General features: G+C 72.8%; 14 protein-coding genes. 4 read left to right on the forward strand and 10 right to left on the reverse strand.

Annotation, left to right across the window (positions count from 1 at the left end):
* Positions 1-59 precede the first annotated feature (59 nt).
* Together ACFUK0_RS18385 and ACFUK0_RS18390 are read right to left on the reverse strand one after the other, a co-directional pair.
* Entirely contained in the window at positions 60-1,028 is a 969-nt protein-coding gene (locus ACFUK0_RS18385) for a tRNA (adenine-N1)-methyltransferase (RefSeq protein WP_380251340.1), read from the reverse strand.
* Between the two features lie 83 nt (positions 1,029-1,111).
* A complete protein-coding gene (locus tag ACFUK0_RS18390; RefSeq protein WP_380251342.1) occupies positions 1,112-2,335 on the reverse strand; it encodes a site-2 protease family protein in 1,224 nt (407 codons plus the stop codon).
* 226 nt (positions 2,336-2,561) lie between these two features.
* On the opposite strand from ACFUK0_RS18390, the gene ACFUK0_RS18395 reads away from it, so the two are divergent.
* Both ACFUK0_RS18395 and ACFUK0_RS18400 read left to right on the forward strand, forming a co-directional pair.
* Entirely contained in the window at positions 2,562-3,560 is a 999-nt protein-coding gene (locus ACFUK0_RS18395) for a RecB family exonuclease (RefSeq protein WP_380251344.1), read from the forward strand.
* On the forward strand, positions 3,561-4,232 hold the full coding sequence (locus ACFUK0_RS18400; protein WP_380251346.1) for a response regulator: 672 nt from the start codon (positions 3,561-3,563) through the stop codon (positions 4,230-4,232).
* 158 nt (positions 4,233-4,390) lie between these two features.
* Here the strand turns inward: ACFUK0_RS18400 and ACFUK0_RS18405 are convergent, their stop codons facing one another.
* The 3 genes from ACFUK0_RS18405 to metH all read right to left on the reverse strand — a co-directional run bounded on the left by ACFUK0_RS18405 (position 4,391) and on the right by metH (position 10,819).
* Positions 4,391-6,001, reverse strand: coding sequence for an ABC transporter substrate-binding protein (locus tag ACFUK0_RS18405; RefSeq protein ID WP_380251348.1), 1,611 nt, complete (start codon positions 5,999-6,001; stop codon positions 4,391-4,393).
* Positions 6,002-6,450: 449 nt separating this feature from the next.
* Entirely contained in the window at positions 6,451-7,155 is a 705-nt protein-coding gene (locus tag ACFUK0_RS18410; protein ID WP_380251350.1) for an HAD family hydrolase, read from the reverse strand.
* Positions 7,156-7,300: 145 nt separating this feature from the next.
* Positions 7,301-10,819, reverse strand: a complete 3,519-nt coding sequence (gene metH / locus ACFUK0_RS18415) for a methionine synthase (RefSeq protein WP_380251352.1) — start codon at positions 10,817-10,819, stop codon at positions 7,301-7,303.
* Positions 10,820-11,059: 240 nt separating this feature from the next.
* On the opposite strand from metH, the gene ACFUK0_RS18420 reads away from it, so the two are divergent.
* Entirely contained in the window at positions 11,060-12,028 is a 969-nt protein-coding gene (locus tag ACFUK0_RS18420; RefSeq protein ID WP_380251354.1) for a hypothetical protein, read from the forward strand.
* 18 nt (positions 12,029-12,046) lie between these two features.
* Here the strand turns inward: ACFUK0_RS18420 and ACFUK0_RS18425 are convergent, their stop codons facing one another.
* From ACFUK0_RS18425 to ACFUK0_RS18440, 4 genes are all read right to left on the reverse strand, one after another.
* Complete coding sequence (locus ACFUK0_RS18425; protein ID WP_380251356.1) at positions 12,047-12,643, reverse strand: TetR/AcrR family transcriptional regulator; 597 nt, start codon at positions 12,641-12,643, stop codon at positions 12,047-12,049.
* Positions 12,640-13,002 carry a DUF1304 domain-containing protein gene (locus tag ACFUK0_RS18430; protein WP_380251358.1) on the reverse strand — a complete coding sequence of 121 codons (363 nt, stop codon included), beginning with the start codon at positions 13,000-13,002 and terminating at the stop codon, positions 12,640-12,642. Before ACFUK0_RS18430 ends, ACFUK0_RS18425 begins: the two co-directional genes overlap by 4 nt.
* Positions 13,003-13,102: 100 nt before the next feature.
* Positions 13,103-13,612: an SRPBCC domain-containing protein gene (locus ACFUK0_RS18435; protein WP_380251360.1), complete on the reverse strand. Its 510-nt coding sequence runs from the start codon at positions 13,610-13,612 to the stop codon at positions 13,103-13,105.
* A gap of 205 nt (positions 13,613-13,817) precedes the next feature.
* Positions 13,818-14,831, reverse strand: a complete 1,014-nt coding sequence (locus ACFUK0_RS18440) for a LacI family DNA-binding transcriptional regulator (protein ID WP_380251362.1) — start codon at positions 14,829-14,831, stop codon at positions 13,818-13,820.
* A 312-nt stretch (positions 14,832-15,143) separates the two neighbouring features.
* Between ACFUK0_RS18440 and ACFUK0_RS18445 the strand changes: the two genes are divergently transcribed.
* Positions 15,144-16,109: a PAC2 family protein gene (locus ACFUK0_RS18445; protein ID WP_380251364.1), complete on the forward strand. Its 966-nt coding sequence runs from the start codon at positions 15,144-15,146 to the stop codon at positions 16,107-16,109.
* A gap of 75 nt (positions 16,110-16,184) precedes the next feature.
* Here the strand turns inward: ACFUK0_RS18445 and mshC are convergent, their stop codons facing one another.
* Entirely contained in the window at positions 16,185-17,414 is a 1,230-nt protein-coding gene (gene mshC, locus ACFUK0_RS18450; protein ID WP_380251366.1) for a cysteine--1-D-myo-inosityl 2-amino-2-deoxy-alpha-D-glucopyranoside ligase, read from the reverse strand.
* Positions 17,415-17,506 lie beyond the last annotated feature (92 nt).

A 17,506-nucleotide genomic window follows, 5' to 3' on the forward strand; every position in this document is an offset into this window, starting at 1 on the left:
CGCCGGGTGGATACCCGTCGCGGCGCCCCTCGCGCACTGTCGTCCCGCTGCCGGAGCGGTCAGCCGAGCTCCGGCGCCCCGGCCTCGGCGGGGTCGGCGCCCTTGGCGGCGGCGCGGGCCGCGGCCCGCTCCTGGAGGCTCTGCTCCGGCGTGGCGGCGTCGTACTCCTCGCCGTACGCGCCCTTCGCCGGGCGGCGCCGGCGCAGCGGCGGCTCGACGCCGTCGGCCAGCCGCCGGGAGGTGAGCAGGAAGCCGGTGTGGCCGATCATGCGGTGGTCCGGGCGGACGGCCAGGCCCTCCAGGTGCCAGGTGCGGACCATGGTCTCCCAGGCCTGCGGCTCGGTGAAGGTGCCGTGGTCGCGCAGCGCCTCGACGGTCTTCGACATCTGCGTGGTGGTGGCCACGTAGCAGCAGATCAGGCCGCCGGGGACGAGCGCCTTGGACGCCACGTCCAGGCACTCCCAGGGGGCCAGCATGTCGAGGATCACGCGGTCGACGTCGGCCTCGACCAGGTTGTCCTGGAGGTCGCCGACGGTGAGCTTCCACGCCGGGTGCGGTCCGCCGAAGTAGCGCTCGACGTTGCTCTTGGCGATGTCCGCGAAGTCCTGGCGGCGCTCGTAGGAGGCCAGCAGGCCGGTGTCGCCGACGGCGCGCAGCAGGTAGGTGCTGAGCGCGCCGGAGCCGACGCCGGCCTCGACCACGCGGGCACCGGCGAAGATGTCGGCCATCGCCAGGATCTGCCCCGCGTCCTTGGGGTAGATCACGGCGGCGCCGCGCGGCATGGACAGGACGTAGTCGGGGAGCAGGGGGCGCAGCGCGAGATACGGGACGTTACCCGTGGTGCGCACGACCGTGCCCTCGGGGGCGCCGATCAGCTCGTCGTGGGGGAACGCACCCTTGTGGGTGTGGAACTGGTTCCCGGCCTGGAGCGTGAACGTGTAGTGGCGGCCCTTGGGGTCGGTCAGCTGGACCTGGTCCCCGACCTGGAAGGGCCCGCGTCGGCGGGTGGCACCGGTCGGTTCGGACATGCCCACAATCCTAAGGGCTGACGGGCGCCCCACCGACCACGGTGATCACAGTGGTCACAGCGGGCCGGGCCGGGCGCGGGCCGTCAGTGCCCGGCGACGGCCCTGCTGAGCCGCTGCTCCAGGTCGGTGAGCGCGACCACGCCGTACACGGATCCGTCCGCGGCGACCGCCAGGTACTCGCTGGCGGGGGTCGCCCGGACGGCCTTCAGCAGGTCCTCGCCGGCCAGGTCGACGGGCAGCCGCAGGCCGGGCTCCAGGTCGCGGGCGAGGGCGCCGACGGCGATCCAGGGCCGCCGGTGCTCGGGCACCGCCCGGACGGCGGACTCGCGGACCAGGCCGGTCGGCTCGCCCCGCCCGTCCACCACCAGGACGGCGCCGGCCTCGGCCTCGCGGGCCCGGCGCAGCGCCTCGCCGAGCGGGGTGTCGGCGGTGACCGGGACGGCCCGGCGGGCCAGGTCGCGGACCAGCAGGGCCGGCAGCGCCTCCTTGAGCCGGGCGTTGCGGACGGCGCCGACCGCGCCGTTCCAGATGATCGCGGCCAGGATCGCGGCCAGCACCGCGTCGATGACGGTGTCGGTGCCGGTGCGCTCCACGCCGTCGCGGGAGGCGCTGAACAGCGGCAGGCCGATCAGGACGGCGACGGCCAGGCCCCGGCCGACCCAGGAGGCGGCCACGGTGCCCGCCATCGGGCGGCCGGTGAGGCCCCAGACGACGGCGCGCAGCATCCGGCCGCCGTCCAGCGGCAGGCCGGGCAGCAGGTTGAAGGCGGCGACCACGAAGTTGCTGGCGGTCAGGCCGGCCAGCAGCACGCCGGGGACGCTGGACAGCTCGACGAGCCGGCCGGCCGCCAGGAAGACGCCGCCGAGCACGAGCGAGAGCAGCGGGCCGACGAAGGCCAGCCAGAACTCCCGGGCGGGGGTTTGCGCCTCGTTCTCGATCTCCGACACGCCGCCGAGGAACTGGAGCTGGATCCGGCGCACGCCGAGCTTGTAACGGAGCGCGACCACGGTGTGGGCCAGTTCGTGCACCAGGACGGAGGCGTAGAAGGCGATCGCGAAGGACAGCGAGACCAGGTAGCGGGTGCCGCCCAGCTCGGGCAGCACCCGGGCGAGCTGGTCGCCGAAGATCCAGGTGATCAGCGCCGCGATGACGAACCAGGACGGGGTGACGTAGACCGGCACGCCGAAGGGCCGTCCCATCAGGATGCCGCCGCGCGGCTCCGGGCCGCCGGGCGGGGGCCCGTCCGCGCCGGGTGCCTTGCCGGACGGTGGCTGCTCGGAGGTCTGCTGCCCCCTGGTGTCGCTCACCGTTGTCCCTTCAGCTCGTCGTCCCCGTGGTGTGCCGCGCCGTCCGTCTGCTCCGGCGGGCCGTCGGCGTCGGGTGCCGGGGCCGCCCGCCCACGCTACGTGATCTCCGGCGGATTCCGGTGCCCGCCCCTCCCACACCTGGTTCTACCCGCCCCGGGGGCTCCCGGCACCGGTCGTGTCAGTGCCGTGGCAGCGGAATGTCAGCGCCGGGCCATAGGGTCAGGGCATGCACCAGACCGACCACGGCCCGACCGCCGAGGCGCCGGCCCGCCGGGCCGCGCCCCCGACCGGGCTGTCCCCGTCGCGTGCGGGGGACTTCCTGACCTGTCCGCTGCTCTACCGGCTCCGGGTGATCGACAAGCTGCCCGAGCCGCCCAGCTCGGCCGCCACCCGCGGCACCCTCGTCCACGCCGTCCTGGAGCGGCTCTTCGACAGCCCCGCCGCCGAGCGGACGCCGGAGCGCGCGCTCGGCCTGCTGCGCCCCCAGTGGGAGCGGCTGCTCGGCGAGCGGCCGGAGCTGGCGTCCCTGTTCGGCGGCGGCGAGGGCGGCCCGGAGCCGGACGGCGCGGCGCTGACCCGCTGGCTGGCGGACGCCGAGAAGCTGCTCGGCCAGTGGTTCAGGCTGGAGGACCCGACCCGGCTGCACCCCGTGGAGCGCGAGCTGTACGTGGAGACGGCGCTGGAGTCCGGCCTGCTGCTGCGCGGCTACATCGACCGGGTGGACGTCGCACCGACCGGTGAGGTCCGGCTGGTCGACTACAAGACCGGGCGGGCGCCCTCGCGGGACTTCGAGGGCAAGGCCATGTTCCAGATGAAGTTCTACGCCCTGGTGGTGTGGCGCTGGAAGGGCGTGATCCCCAAGCGGTTGCAGCTCGTCTACCTGGGCGGCGGCGGGGACGTGGTCTCCTACGACCCGGACGAGGCGGACCTGCTCGCGGTGGAGCGCAAGCTGCTGGCGCTGTGGGAGACCATCTCGCAGGCGGTCGCCAGCGGCGAGTTCCCCGCCACCCGGAACCGGCTCTGCGACTGGTGCGACCACAAGGCGAGCTGCCCGGAGTTCGGCGGCACTCCCCCGCCGTACCCGCTGCCGCTGCTGACGCAGGCCCCGGCACCGGCCGTCCCGGCCGCGCGGCCTGCCTCCGCCCCACCCTCCCGACCTGACCACGACGACCCCGCGGGCACGACGCCCAAGGGGTCGGACGAGTACGTGAACAAGGAGTCCTAGGTGACGATCCGAGTGCTGCTGGTCGACGACCAGCCGCTGCTGCGCACCGGCTTCCGGATGATCCTGGAGGCCGAGTCCGACCTGGTGGTGGTCGGTGAGGCCGGCGACGGGCAGCAGGCGCTGGACCAGGTCCGGGCGCTGCAGCCCGACGTGGTGCTGATGGACATCCGGATGCCCCGGATGGACGGCGTGGAGGCCACCCGCCGGATCGCCGGCCCCGGCCGCGACGGCCCGGCCAAGGTGCTGGTGCTGACCACCTTCGACCTGGACGAGTACGTGGTCGAGGCACTGCGGGCGGGCGCCAGCGGCTTCCTGCTCAAGGACGTCCCGGCCGAGGAGCTGGTGCAGGCGATCCGGGTGGTCGCGGACGGCGCCGCGATGCTCGCCCCGAGCATCACCCGCCGCCTGCTGGACATGTACGCCACCAAGCTCCCCTCCGGTGACGAGGCGCCGCCGCAGGCGCTGACCGCACTGACCGAGCGTGAGCTGGAGGTGCTCCGGCTGGTCGCCCGCGGCCTGTCGAACGCCGAGATCGCGGCCGAGCTGTTCGTCAGCGAGACGACGGTGAAGACGCACGTCGGCCATGTCCTGACGAAGCTCCAGCTGCGCGACCGGGTGCAGGCCGCGGTGTACGCGTACGAGAGCGGGCTGGTGCGGCCGGGCGCGCAGTAGCAGGCGGTGGCAGGCCGTAGCAGGCAGTAGGGCCGCAGCAGCCCGCGGCGGCGTGAACGACGGTGGCCCGTCCGCTCCTGTGCACCAGGAGGAGCGGACGGGCCACCGCGCTGTGGGGCCGCCCGCTCCGGTCGCACCCGGGGCCGGCGGCATCGGTGCTACTTGCTGCGGCCGATCTCCCAGAAGCGGAACACGCCGGTGGTGTCGACCGTCGACTCCACGCCGGTGATGTTCGAGCGGGAGGCGTAGAAGGCCTTTGCCTGGAAGATCGGGATGAGCGGCACGCCCTCGGCGGTGATGTTCTGCATCTGCGCGAAGGTGGGGCCGGCGGCGGACCGGTCGGCCTGCACGAGGCTCTCCGGCACCAGCTTGTCGCTGATCCGGGGGTCGTTCCAACCGGTGTGGTAGGCACCGCCGTTGACGACGAGCGGGGCGACGAAGTTGTCCGGGTCCGGGTAGTCGGCCGTCCAGCCGATGGTGTAGGCCTGGTAGATCCCGGCCGTCCAGCCCTTCTTGAACTTGTCCCAGTCGCTCTCCTGCTGGACCGTCACCTGGAACAGGCCGCTGGCCTCCAGCTGCTTCTTGATCTCGGCGCTCTCGGCGCCCTCGGCCCGGGCCCGCGACCAGGTGAGGCTCATCTTCACCGGCAGCGCGACCTTGGCCGCGGTCAGGATCTGCTTGGCCTTCGCGATGTCCGGGTCGCCGTACCGGTCGAAGAAGGCGGTGTTGTGGCCGAGCACACCGGCCGGCACCACCGAGTAGAGCGGCTGGACCGTCCGGGCGTAGACGTCGCGGGCGAGCACCTTGCGGTCGAGCAGCTGCGCGACGGCCTGGCGGACGGCGGGGTTGCCGGTGACCGGGTCCTTGGTGTTGAAGGCCAGGTAGCGGGTCTCGGAGCTCTCGCCGTCGGCGACCTGCACGGCTGTCTTGCCGGCCTGCACGTCGGCCATGTACCCGGCGGCCGCGCCCGGGTCGAGGCTGTTGTCGGTGAGGTCGACCTCGCCGGAGTCCAGGGCGGCCTTGAGGTCCGAGCCCTTGTTGAAGTACCTGAGGGTGAACTTCTTGTTCCGGAGGAGCTCGTCGCCCTTGTACTCGTCGTTGGCGACCAGCGTCACCCTGCCGGGGACCTTGGTGCCGCCGTCGGAGGCCATGTCCTCCAGCGAGTCGATCTTGTAGGGGCCCGAGCCGACGAGCTTGTCGTTGGCGAGCAGCTTGTCGGCGGGGAAGACCTGGTGGTCGACGATCGAACCGGCCGCGCTCGCCAGCTTGGCGGGCAGCACCGCGTCCGGCTGGGAGAGGTGGAAGACCACCTCGCTGTCGCCCTTCGCCTCGACCGACTTGACCGAGTCGAGCAGCGAGGAGGGCCCGTTCTCGTCCTTGATCTTCGTCATCCGGTCGATGGAGAAGACCACGTCCTGGGCGGTCAGCGCGTGGCCGTTGGAGAACTTCAGCCCGGGGCGCAGCGTGCAGTGGTAGGTCGTGGCGTCGGCGCCGGTGAACTCGCAGGACTGCGCGGCGTCCGGGACGGGGGAGGTGCTCGCCGCGGGGAACTTCAGCAGCGACTGGAAGGTGTTGTGCAGCAGCAGCCAGGAGCCGTTGTCGTAGGCGCCGGCCGGGTCCAGCACGTTCGTGACGCTGGTGGTCCCCATCACGATCGCCCCGCCCGGGTCCGAGCCGGTGACGGCCTTGGTGACGGAGCCGCAGCCCGCGACCGTGGTGGCGACCAAGCCGGCGCAGGTGAGCACTGCCAGTCGGTGAACTGAAGTCATGCGGGTGCGTCCTTCTCGGTGCGGCCGGCGGTGTGTGCCGGTGGCCTCCGCGCCACCTCTCCCGATCGGGAGTGCGCCGGTGCGGCCGGGTGCCCCGCACCCGCCGGTGGACGGGGTTGCCCGTCGTCGGCGGTGGCGTGGCGTGGGGGTGTGGGCCCGCGGCCGTCCGCCGGCCGGGTGTGGTGTGCCGGCCGGTGGGGACTGCGGGTGGGAATCGATCGAAGGTAGCCTGCCACACCGGTACGGCATCGATCCCACCCGTGCACGGGGCTTCTCCGCACGGCCCGGCCGGTCCGACGGGGCGTCGGGCGGACGAGTTGTCAGCTAATGCCCGTTTTCTCCCGCTGTAACGGGCGTGTCCGATGATCGGACGGAAGCTACTTGCCGGTACCAGGAGTTGACGGTGAGACGACAATCACATGGATTAAATGATCACCATCACAGGACCGTCACACTCGCGAGGCGACCAGCGACCGCAGCAGTTCCAGATCGACGTGCTCCAGCGAGGGCACCACGAGGCGGCCGGGGCCCGGCTCGATGGCCGCCACCGACGGCACCGCGATCACCGGGCAGCCCGCCGCCTCGCCCGACCGCACCCCGGTGGGGGCGTCCTCGACCACCACACAGCGGGCCGGCTCCGCCCCGAACCGGCGCACCGCCTCCAGGTACGGGTCGGGGTGCGGCTTGGTACGCGGCACCTCGTCCCCCGCGAGCGAGAAGGCGAAGTGGTGCGCACCGAGGCTTTCGAGCACGATGTCGATGATGTGCCGGTGCGAGGCCGACACCAGCGCCGCCGGGACGCCGTGCGCGGCCAGCGTGTTCAGCAGCCGCTCGGCGCCCGGCATCAACGGCACCCCGCCGGCCAGCAGGCCCACGAAGCGCTCGTTGATCAGCGTGGTCAGGTCGGCCGGCGCGAGATCCACGCCGGTGGCGGAGAGCAGGTAGTCGATCACCCGGCTCATCGGGCCGCCCACCACGTGCGCCCGGTCGTTCTCGTCCAGGACGTGGCCCAGCTCGGCGAAGAGCGACACCTCCGCCTGCCACCAGAAGTCCTCGGTGTCGACCAGCGTCCCGTCCATGTCCAGCAGCACCGCCTGCAGGCCGGGCCCGTCGGCGTGGTCGAGGGCCAGGGTGGCGGTGGAGATGGTCGTCATGGCGGGATCCTTCCGTTCGTGCACACCCGGCTCTGCCCCCGGGGACGGCACAGGCCGGCCCGCTGGTGAGCGGACCGGCCCGTTCAGGATGATCCAGGATACGCCCGGATCCCCGGAATGACGCGAACGCAGGGCGACAGGCGCACTACCGCGCGTTGAAGTACTTGGCCTCGGGGTGGTGGATGACGATCGCGTCGGTGGACTGCTCCGGGTGGAGCTGGAACTCCTCGGAGAGCACCACGCCGATCCGCTCCGGCTTCAGCAGGTCGGCGATCTTGGCGCGGTCCTCCAGCTCCGGGCAGGCCCCGTAGCCGAGCGAGAAGCGCGCACCCCGGTACTTCAGCGCGAACATGTCCTTCACGTCCTGCGGGTCCTCGCCGGAGAAGCCCAGCTCGAAGCGGACCCGGGCGTGCCAGAACTCGGCCAGCGCCTCGGCGAGCTGGACGGACAGGCCGTGCAGCTCCAGGTAGTCGCGGTAGGCGTCGGCCTTGAACAGCTCGTTGGCGGCCTCCGAGATCCGGTTGCCCATGGTGACCACCTGAAGGCCCAGCACGTCCTTCTCGCCCGACTCCTCCGGGCGGAAGAAGTCCGCGAGGCACAGCCGGCGCCCGCGCCGCTGGCGCGGGAAGGTGAACCGGGTGTGCTCGCTGCCGTCCTCGTTGAAGACCAGCAGGTCGTCGCCCTTGGACGCGGCCGGGTAGTAGCCGTAGACCACGGCCGCCTCCAGCCAGCCCTCGGTCTGCAGCCGGTCCAGCCACATCCGCAGCCGCGGCCGGCCCTCGGTCTCCACCAGCTCCTCGTACGAGGGACCGCCGCTGCGCGCCGCCTTCAGGCCCCACTGGCCCTTGAACAGCGCGTCCTCGTCCAGCCAGGAGGCGTAGTCCGCGAACGGGATGCCCTTGACGATCCGGTCGCCCCAGAACGGCGGGGCCGGCACCGGGTTGTCGACGGACACGTCCGAGCGGATCTGCCCGAGGTTCGGCTCGGGCTCCTCCACCACCTCGACCCGGGCGTGCCGGCGCTGCTTGAGCTCCGGCAGCGTCGCCCCGGGCACCCCGCGCTTGACCGCGATCAGCGCGTCCATCAGGCGCAGGCCCTCGAACGCGTCGCGGGCGTAGCGGACCTCGCCCTCGTAGATCTCGTGCAGGTCCTGCTCGACGTAGGCGCGGGTCAGGGCCGCGCCGCCGAGGATCACCGGGAACTCGGCGGCCAGCTTGCGCTGGTTGAGCTCCTGGAGGTTCTCCTTCATGATCACGGTCGACTTCACCAGCAGGCCGGACATGCCGATGACGTCCGCCCGGTGCTCCTGCGCCGCGTCCAGGATCGCCGAGACGGGCTGCTTGATGCCCAGGTTGACGACCGTGTAGCCGTTGTTCGACAGGATGATGTCGACCAGGTTCTTGCCGATGTCGTGGACGTCGCCCTTGACGGTGGCGAGCACGATGGTGCCCTTGCCCTCGTCGTCGGACTTCTCCATGTGCGGCTCCAGGTGCGCCACGGCGGTCTTCATGACCTCCGCCGACTGGAGCACGAACGGCAGCTGCATCTGGCCCGAGCCGAACAGCTCGCCGACCACCTTCATGCCGGCCAGCAGCGTGCTGTTGACGATCTCCAGCGCCGGGCGCTGCGTCAGCGCCTCGTCGAGGTCCGTCTCCAGGCCCTTGCGCTCGCCGTCGATGATCCGGCGCTGGAGCCGCTCCTCCAGCGGCAGCGCGGCCAGCTCCTGCGCCTTGGTCTCCGCGCTGGAGGCCGCCGAGACGCCCTCGAACAGCTGGAGCAGCTTCTGCAGCGGGTCGTACGCCGGCTCGTCACCCTGCTCGGGGCGCCGCCGGTCGTAGACCAGGTCGAGGGCGACCTGGCGCTGCTCGTCGGGGATCCGGGCCATCGGCAGGATCTTCGAGGCGTGCACGATCGCCGAGTCCAGACCGGCCTCGACGCACTCGTGCAGGAAGACCGAGTTGATCACCTGGCGGGCGGCCGGGGAGAGTCCGAAGGAGATGTTCGACAGGCCCAGCGTGGTCTGCACCGCCGGGTGGCGGCGCTTCAGCTCGCGGATCGCCTCGATGGTCTCGATGCCGTCGCGGCGCGACTCCTCCTGGCCGGTGCCGAGCGTGAAGGCCAGGCAGTCCACCAGGATGTCGTACTCGGCGATGCCGTACTCGCGGCCGAGCTGCTCGATCAGCCGCTCGGCGATCGCGACCTTCTTCTCGGCGGTGCGGGCCTGGCCCTCCTCGTCGATGGTCAGCGCGACCAGGCCGGCACCGTGCTCCCGGGCCAGCGCGGCGACCTTGCCGAACCGGGTGTCCGGTCCGTCGCCGTCCTCGTAGTTCACCGAGTTCAGCAGCGCCCGGCCGCCCAGCATCTCCAGGCCGGCCCGGAGCACGTCCGTCTCGGTGGAGTCGAGCACGATCGGCAGCGTGGAGGCGGTCGCCAGCCGGCCGGCGATCTCCTTCATGTCGGCGACGCCGTCGCGGCCGACGTAGTCGACGCAGAGGTCCAGCAGGTGCGAGCCGTCGCGGATCTGCTCGCGGGCGATCTCCACGCAGGCCTGCCAGTCGGCCGCCAGCATCGAGTCGCGGAACTTCTTCGAGCCGTTGGCGTTGGTGCGCTCGCCGATCGCCAGGTACGAGGTGTCCTGCCGGAACGGCACCGACTGGTACAGCGAGGCGGCGGCCGGCTCCGGCTGCGGGTCGCGCCGGGTGATCTCGCGTCCGCGCACCCGCTCGACCACCTGGCGCAGGTGCTCGGGGGTGGTGCCGCAGCAGCCGCCGACCAGCGAGAGGCCGTACTCACGGGTGAAGGTGTCGTGCGCGTCGGCCAGCTCGGCGGGGCTCAGCGGGTAGTGCGCGCCGTCCTTGCCCAGCACCGGCAGACCGGCGTTCGGCATGCAGGACAGGCCGATCCGGGCGTTCTTCGCCAGGTAGCGCAGGTGCTCGCTCATCTCGGCGGGGCCGGTGGCACAGTTCAGGCCGATGTAGTCCACGCCGAGCGGCTCCAGCGCGGTGAGCGCGGCGCCGATCTCCGAACCCAGCAGCATGGTGCCGGTGGTCTCCACCGTCACCTGCACGATCAGCGGCAGGTCGATGCCGGCCTCGGCCAGTGCCAGCTTGCTGCCCAGGATGGCGGCCTTGGTCTGCAGCAGGTCCTGGCTGGTCTCCACCAGCAGCGCGTCGGCGCCGCCCGCGATCAGACCGGCGGCATTCGTCCGGAAGCCGTCCCGCACGGTCGCGTACGGGATGTGGCCGAGCGTCGGCAGCTTGGTGCCGGGGCCGATGGAACCGAGCACCCAGCGGGTGCGTCCGTCCTCGTAGGAGTCGGCCACCTCGCGGGCGATCCGGGCACCGGCCTCGGACAGCTCGAAGATCCGCTCCGGAATGTCGTACTCGCCGAGGGCCGAGAGGTTCGCACCGAAGGTGTTGGTCTCCACGCAGTCCACGCCGACCGAGAAGTACGCCTCGTGGACGGAGCGCACGATGTCGGGCCGGGTGATGTTGAGGACCTCGTTGCAGCCCTCCAGGTCCTGGAAGTCCTCCAGCGTCGGGTCCTGCGCCTGGAGCATCGTGCCCATCGCCCCGTCCGCGACCACGACCCGGGTCAGGAGGGCTTCACGCAGGGCGTTCGCACGCTCCTGCTGGACGGTGGACGGGGTGGCTGCAGTGGCCATGGGGCTTCTCCCTGGGTGCGACGGCTGTCGGCTTTGCGCTCCCGCCGAATCGGGGGTGCACCAGGTCAGGGTATCCGCCCTGGTGCCCGGGCCGCCGGAGCGTTTCGTATCCTGAGCTTTCGATCACCACGGGGGGCAGTGATGAAGTCGGTCCGAGCACGCCTGCGCAGGGCCGCGGGGGCGGCCCGCAGGCGGTGGCGGGGGTGGTCGCGGACCCGGAAAGCCCTGGTGACGGCCGTCGTGGCATTCGGCGTAGTGGCGGTGCCGGTGGGCACGGCCGCCGCCGCGCTCCGGCTGCAGTACGCGGGCGAGCCGTCGGCGGACGCCCGCAGCCGGGGCCGCGACGCCCTCTGGCTCGGACACGCCTGGGTGGACGGCCGCAAGGGCGACGCCGACCTGCGCGCCCTGGCGGCGCAGCTCGCCGGCACCGGCATCCGCGACCTGTACGTCCACACCGGCCCGCTGGAGCACGACGGCAGCCTGGACGCGAAGCTCTACCCGAAGGCCGGCTGGCTCAACGAGGCCGCCGGCCGGCTGCTGCCGGGCGTCCGGGTGCAGGCCTGGCTGGGCGACGTGGTGAAGCCGGAGAAGGCCGGGCTGGACCTGGAGGACCAGGCCTCGCGCGACCGGGTCACGGCCTCCGCGCGGCAGGTGCTGGACGCCGGCTTCGACGGGGTGCACTTCGACATGGAGCCGATCCGCCCCGACTCGGCCGGCTGGCTCGCCCTGCTCGACCAGGTGCACGCGGTGACCGCCGCGCGCGGCGTGCCGCTGTCGGTGGCCGCCCCACAGATCGACCCGCTGCCCGGCCTGCACGTGCTGACCACCGGCCTGAGCGGGCACGGCAAGTGGTGGTCGCAGGCGTACTTCGCCGAGACCGCCCGCCGGGTCGAGCAGATCGCGGTGATGTCGTACGACACCGGCATGGTCCTGGAGTCGCTGTACGGCGGGTACGTGGCCCAGCAGACCGCCCTCGCCCTGGAGGTCACCCCGCCGCAGGTGGACCTGCTGATGGGGCTGCCCGCGTACTGGGAGGACAGGTGGGGGCACTACGGCTCCGCCGAGACCGTCCGGGCCGCCGTGCGCGGCGTCCGGCTGTCACTCGGCCGCCACGCGCCGGACCGCCGGGCCTTCGGCCTCGCGCTGTACGTGGACTTCACGGCCACCCCCGAGGACTGGGCGGCCTACCGGCGCGGCTGGGTCGGCTGAGACGCTCCCCGGGGGCGGTCACGGTACCGCCCGGTGCAGGGCGATCAGCAGCCGCCAGACATCGCCCGCGACGCTCTCCGGCGTGCCTTCGACGCGGTCGTCCAGCCAGTCGGCCAGCACTCCGGTGAAGGCGGCCGCGACCGCCGAGGCCACCAGATCGGCGTGCCGGGCCCCCGCCAGCTCACGCTCGCTGCGGCTGCGTTCGCGCAGTTCGCGGTTGAGCAGTTCGCCGAGCGGGCCGCTGCCCCCGGGGCGCAGCAGGCTGCGGTAGAGCGCCACGTGCGCGGCCGTGTCGGCGAGGAAGGCGGCCAGCGCGGGCGGCGGGGCGGCCGGGTCGGGGACGCCGCGCCAGGCGTGCAGCGCGTCGACGGCCCGGCGGGCGACCTCGGCGCAGGCGTCCACCGCGAGCGACTGGAGGTCCTCGTGGTGCAGGTAGAAGGTGGCCCGGCCGAGCCCGGCCCGGCGGACCACCGCGGAGACGCTGACCTCGGCGAGAGGCCGCTCGGCGCACTCCGCGAGCAGGGCCTGCCGCAGCTTCTCCCGGGTGCGCTCGGCACGCGGGTCCCCGGCGGCACGGGGCTCGCCCGCGGCCCGGGGGGCGCCGGGCCCGCTCATCCGGCGGCCAGGACGGCGGCCAGGGCGAGCGCGCCGGGCAGGGCCTGGGCGAACAGGATCCGCCGGTTCGCGGTGGCCGCGCCGTAGAGGCCGGCCACGACGACGCAGCTGAGGAAGAAGACCTGGACGCGGTGGCCGGTGGGGTCGGCGGCGATCAGGCCCCAGACCAGGCCGGCCGACAGGAATCCGTTGTAGAGGCCCTGGTTGGCGGCGAGCGGCGCGGTGAGGCGGGCCGTCGCGGCGTCGAAGCCGGAGAGTTCGCGGCCGGGCCGTCGCTCCCAGAGGAACATCTCCAGCACCAGGATGTACGCGTGCAGGGCGGCGACGAGGCCGACCAGGACGTTGGCGGTGGTCTGCACGACCACTCACCGCCTTTCGGGGAGGCTGACAGCGCCCTTTCCTGGACACCTGTCCACAGTTTATGGACAGGTGTCCAGAAATGCCGGGCCCACCGGACGGTCAGTCGTCCCGCTGCAGGTACCCGGCGAGCGCGCCGAGGTAGCGCTCCAGGGACGCCGTGTACCCGAGCAGGTAGCGCGAGACGAAGCGGTAGAACGGGTTCCGGATCTCACCGCGCTCGACGACGGTGAGCGTGCAGCCGCCCGGCCAGGGCGTGAGCTCGTACGTCCAGGTGCCGCCGAACGGCAGCCTGGGGTCGGCGATCATCGTCACCAGCCGGAGCGGCGCGGTGGCGTCCACCAGCTTGTACGCGATGTCGCCGTGCTGCTCGTACTCGCGCCAGCAGATCCGGCCGCCCTCGTCCGGGAGGCGCTCGACCCGGGTCAGGCCCGGCCGCCAGAGCGGGTAGCGGTCGATGTCGGTGATCGCGTCCCAGACCGCCTCGGGCGGCCGGTGCAGCTCCACCGACCTGCGGGCGCGGTGCTCCAGCGGGAGGCAGCGGCCGAGCGCGAACACCGCCGCCGCGCTCACGGCCATCACACCGACGGCGGTCAACGGCCATCTGGTCATCGGCCCGGCTCCTCGTCTGCCGTCCTGCCCCCTGCCGTCCATCATCACGCCGGGAGCCCCGCGCGGCACCGGCCGCCACGGCCCGGGGCGGCGGGCGGTGCACGATGTCCACCGGATCCCGCAAACGCCGCACCGCGCGGCATCCGATCCGCGACACGGCGAAGGGCGGGCGCCGAAGCACCCGCCCCACCCGGCCGGCCGCCGGTCAGCTCCGCGCGCGCACCGGCGCGGTGGAGCCGCGGACCACCAGCTCCGGCTCGAAGAGCAGCTCGTCATGGGTCACCTTGACGCCGGCGATCTCGCCCGCGAGGAGTTCCACGGCGGCCCGGCCCATCGCCTCGATCGGCTGGCGGACGGTGGTCAGCGGCGGGTCGGTGCAGGTCATGAACGCGGAGTCGTCGTAGCCGATCACCGACACGTCCTCCGGCACGGAGAGCCCGGCCCGGCGCACCGCGCGGACGGCGCCCAGCGCCAGCGGGTCGCTCGCGCAGACGATGCCGGTGACACCCTGGCGCAGCAGGCGGGTGGTGGCGGCCTGGCCGCCCTCCAGGCTGAACAGGGCGCGCTCGACGCATTCGTCGGGCAGTTCCAGGCCGGCCTTGGCGGCGGCGGCGCGGGCGGCGTCGAGCTTGCGGCGGGAGGGCATGTGGTCGGCGGGGCCGAGCACCATGCCGATCCTGCGGTGGCCGAGCTGGTTCAGGTGGCCGATGGCCTGCTCGACCGCGACCGCGTCGTCGCAGGACACCCGCGGGAAGTCGAGGTGGTCGATGGCGGCGTTCAGCAGCACGGTGGGCAGGCTGCGCTCGGCGAGCCGGTCGTAGTGCTCGTGCGGGGCGTCGCCCTGGGCGTAGAGGCCGCCGAAGAACACGACTCCCGAGACGTGCTGCTCCAGCAGCAGGTCGACGTAGTCGGCCTCGGAGACGCCGCCCGCGGTCTGCGTGCACAGCACCGGGGTGAAGCCCTGGCCGGCCAGCGCCCCGCCGACGACCTCGGCGAAGGCCGGGAAGATCGGGTTCTGCAGCTCCGGCAGGACCAGCCCCACCAGCCGGGCCCGCTCGCCGCGCAGCTGGGTCGGCCGCTCGTAGCCGAGGACGTCGAGGGCGGTGAGGACCGCGGCCCTGGTCGCGTCGGAGACGCCGGGCTTCTCGTTCAGCACGCGGCTGACCGTGGCCTCGCTCACCCCGACCTTCTTGGCCACCTGGGCAAGTCGTCGTGTCATGCTTGCGATTGTACGACAGATCGCGCAATTAATTTGCGAAAACTTGCAAACATTCCAGTGCGCCTGCCTCGCTCCGGGAGGCCGCGACAACCCGGTGGATCAAGCGCCGCCCGTGTCGCAAACTGTCCGGACGGCCCCACCGCACAGCACCAACGCGCGCATCAAAGCCCGTAGGCTGGGCAAGTAGGGTCCATGGGGCGAGCTGCCCCATGAGTGGAGAGGTTCAACAGTCGGCAGCCGGCCAACGGCGCCCTCGCAGGCCCGGGAGGGCCGGGCGCGCGCGGCCGCCGGCCGACCGGAGGGAGACGCTGGGTGATCGAGTTGGAAGATGTTCCCGAGTTGATCGACCCGGTGATGGTCTGCGCCTTCGAGGGCTGGAACGACGCCGGCGACGCCGCGTCCGCCGCCGTGGCGCATCTGGACGAGACCTGGGCCGGCAAGGTGTTCGCCGCCCTGGACGCGGAGGACTACTACGACTTCCAGGTCAACCGGCCGACCGTCTGGCTGGACGGCGGCATCCGCCGGATCACCTGGCCGACCACCCGCCTGTCGGTGGTCCGGGTGACCGAGCCGAAGACCAGGGACCTCGTTCTCGTCCGCGGCATCGAGCCCAGCATGCGCTGGCGCTCGTACTGCAACGAGCTGCTCGGCTTCGCGCACGAGCTCGGCGTGGAGCTGGTGGTGATCCTCGGCGCCCTGCTCGGCGACACCCCGCACAGCCGCCCGGTGCCGGTCAGCGGAGTGACCTCCGACCCCGACCTGGCCCGAACGCTGGACCTGGAGGAGAGCCGCTACGAGGGCCCGACCGGGATCGTCGGCGTGCTCCAGGAGGCGTGCACGCACGCCGGGGTGCCGGCCGTGACGCTCTGGGCGGCGGTGCCGCACTACGTGGCCCAGCCGCCGAACCCGAAGGCGACCCTGGCCCTGGTCAACAAGCTGGAGGACCTGCTCGACCTGCGGATCCCGCCGGGCGAGCTGGGCGAGGACTCCCGCGCCTGGCAGCTCGGGGTGGACCAGCTCGCCGCCGAGGACAGCGAGGTGGCCGAGTACGTCCAGCAGCTGGAGGAGGCGCAGGACACCGCCGAGCTCCCGGAGGCGTCCGGCGACGCCATCGCCCGCGAGTTCGAGCGCTACCTGCGCCGCCGGGAGAACCTCGGCCCGACCGGCGAGAAGCCGGTCGCGGGGCACGCCACGGCCGAGCGGCCGGCCGAGCCCGAACCCGGCCCGAAGGACACCAAGACCGGTGAGGACGGGCCCGAACCGGGCACCGAGGACTAGGCCCGCAGGCCGTAGGACACGCCGAAGGGGCGTCAGGAGATCCTGGCGCCCCTTCGGCGTGCGGCCTGCGCAGGGTCAGAGCGCGACGCCGAGCAGTGCGTCCACGGTGCGGGAGACCAGGCCGGGGGCGCCGATGTCCTCGCCGCCGGACTCGGCCTGCTGCGCGGCCCAGCGGTCCACCGCGGCGAGCGCGGTGGCGGTGTCCAGGTCGTTCGCCAGCGCCGCGCGGACTTCGGCGAGCAGCGCGTCCGCCGGCGGGCCGTCGGGGCGGGAGACCGCCGCGCGCCAGCGGGCGAGCCGCTCCAGCGCCCCGTCCAGGGTGGCCTTCGTCCACTCCCAGTCCGAGCGGTAGTGGTGCCCGAGCAGGGCCAGCCGGATTGCCGCCGGGTCCACGCCCTCACGGCGCAGCGCCGAGACGAAGACCAGGTTGCCCCGGGACTTCGACATCTTGTGCCCGTCCAGCGCGACCATCCCGGCGTGCACGTACGCCTGGGCGTACGGGTGCTCGCCGGTGACCACCTGGGCGTGGGCCGCGCCCATCTCGTGGTGCGGGAAGGACAGGTCGCTGCCGCCGCCCTGGATGTCGAACGACATGCCGAGGTACCTCAGCGCGATCGCGACGCACTCGATGTGCCAGCCGGGCCGGCCGTGGCCGAGCTCGGTGTCCCAGGCGGGCTCGCCGGGGCGGGCCGCGAGCCAGAGCAGGGCGTCCAGCGGGTGCTTCTTGCCGGGGCGCTCGGGGTCGCCGCCGCGCTCGGCGAAGACCGGCCGCATGTCCGCGCGGCTGAGGCCGGAGACCTCGCCGAAGTGCGGGTCGGACTCGACGGAGAAGTAGATGTCGCCGTCCACGTCGTACGCGGCGCCGCTCGCCAGCAGCTTCTGCACCAGCGGCACGATCCACGGGATCGACTCGACGGCGCCGACGTAGTGGGCCGGCGGGAGCATCCGCAGGGCGGTCATGTCCTCGCGGAAGAGGGCCGTCTCGCGCTCGGCGAGCGCCGTCCAGTCCTGACCGGTGGCGACGGCGCGCTCCAGCAGCGGGTCGTCCACGTCGGTGACGTTCTGCACGTAGAGGACGTCGTGGCCGGCGTCCTTCCAGACGCGCTGCACCAGGTCGAACGTGTTGTAGGTGGCGGCGTGGCCCATGTGGGTCGCGTCGTAGGGCGTGATCCCGCAGACGTAGATCCGGGCGGTGCCGTCCTGCGGCACGACCTCCCGGATACAGCCCGCGGCGGTGTCGTGGATACGCAGGGGGAGCCCCTGACCAGGCAGGGCGGGAACCTCGGAGGCGGGCCAGGCATGCATGGGAACGACTCTAACCTTGCGATCATTTGAAAGCCTAACCAGTGCACAGGATCGGCTGGAATCCGTTGGCAGGGCCGCGTCCAGGGAGAGCA

Source organism: Kitasatospora sp. NPDC057223 (assembly GCF_042669755.1).
Taxonomy (GTDB): Bacteria; Actinomycetota; Actinomycetes; order Streptomycetales; family Streptomycetaceae; genus Kitasatospora.

What these genes read in the sequence shown, in the direction of transcription:
- ACFUK0_RS18385 (WP_380251340.1), bottom strand. Translation starts at nt 1,028, where the DNA reads ATGTCCGAACCGACCGGTGCCACCCGCCGACGCGGGCCCTTCCAGGTC.
- ACFUK0_RS18395 (WP_380251344.1), top strand. Translation starts at nt 2,562, where the DNA reads ATGCACCAGACCGACCACGGCCCGACCGCCGAGGCGCCGGCCCGCCGG.
- ACFUK0_RS18405 (WP_380251348.1), bottom strand. Translation starts at nt 6,001, where the DNA reads ATGACTTCAGTTCACCGACTGGCAGTGCTCACCTGCGCCGGCTTGGTC.
- ACFUK0_RS18410 (WP_380251350.1), bottom strand. Translation starts at nt 7,155, where the DNA reads ATGACGACCATCTCCACCGCCACCCTGGCCCTCGACCACGCCGACGGG.
- metH (WP_380251352.1), bottom strand. Translation starts at nt 10,819, where the DNA reads ATGGCCACTGCAGCCACCCCGTCCACCGTCCAGCAGGAGCGTGCGAAC.
- ACFUK0_RS18425 (WP_380251356.1), bottom strand. Translation starts at nt 12,643, where the DNA reads ATGAGCGGGCCCGGCGCCCCCCGGGCCGCGGGCGAGCCCCGTGCCGCC.
- ACFUK0_RS18435 (WP_380251360.1), bottom strand. Translation starts at nt 13,612, where the DNA reads ATGACCAGATGGCCGTTGACCGCCGTCGGTGTGATGGCCGTGAGCGCG.
- ACFUK0_RS18440 (WP_380251362.1), bottom strand. Translation starts at nt 14,831, where the DNA reads ATGACACGACGACTTGCCCAGGTGGCCAAGAAGGTCGGGGTGAGCGAG.
- mshC (WP_380251366.1), bottom strand. Translation starts at nt 17,414, where the DNA reads ATGCATGCCTGGCCCGCCTCCGAGGTTCCCGCCCTGCCTGGTCAGGGG.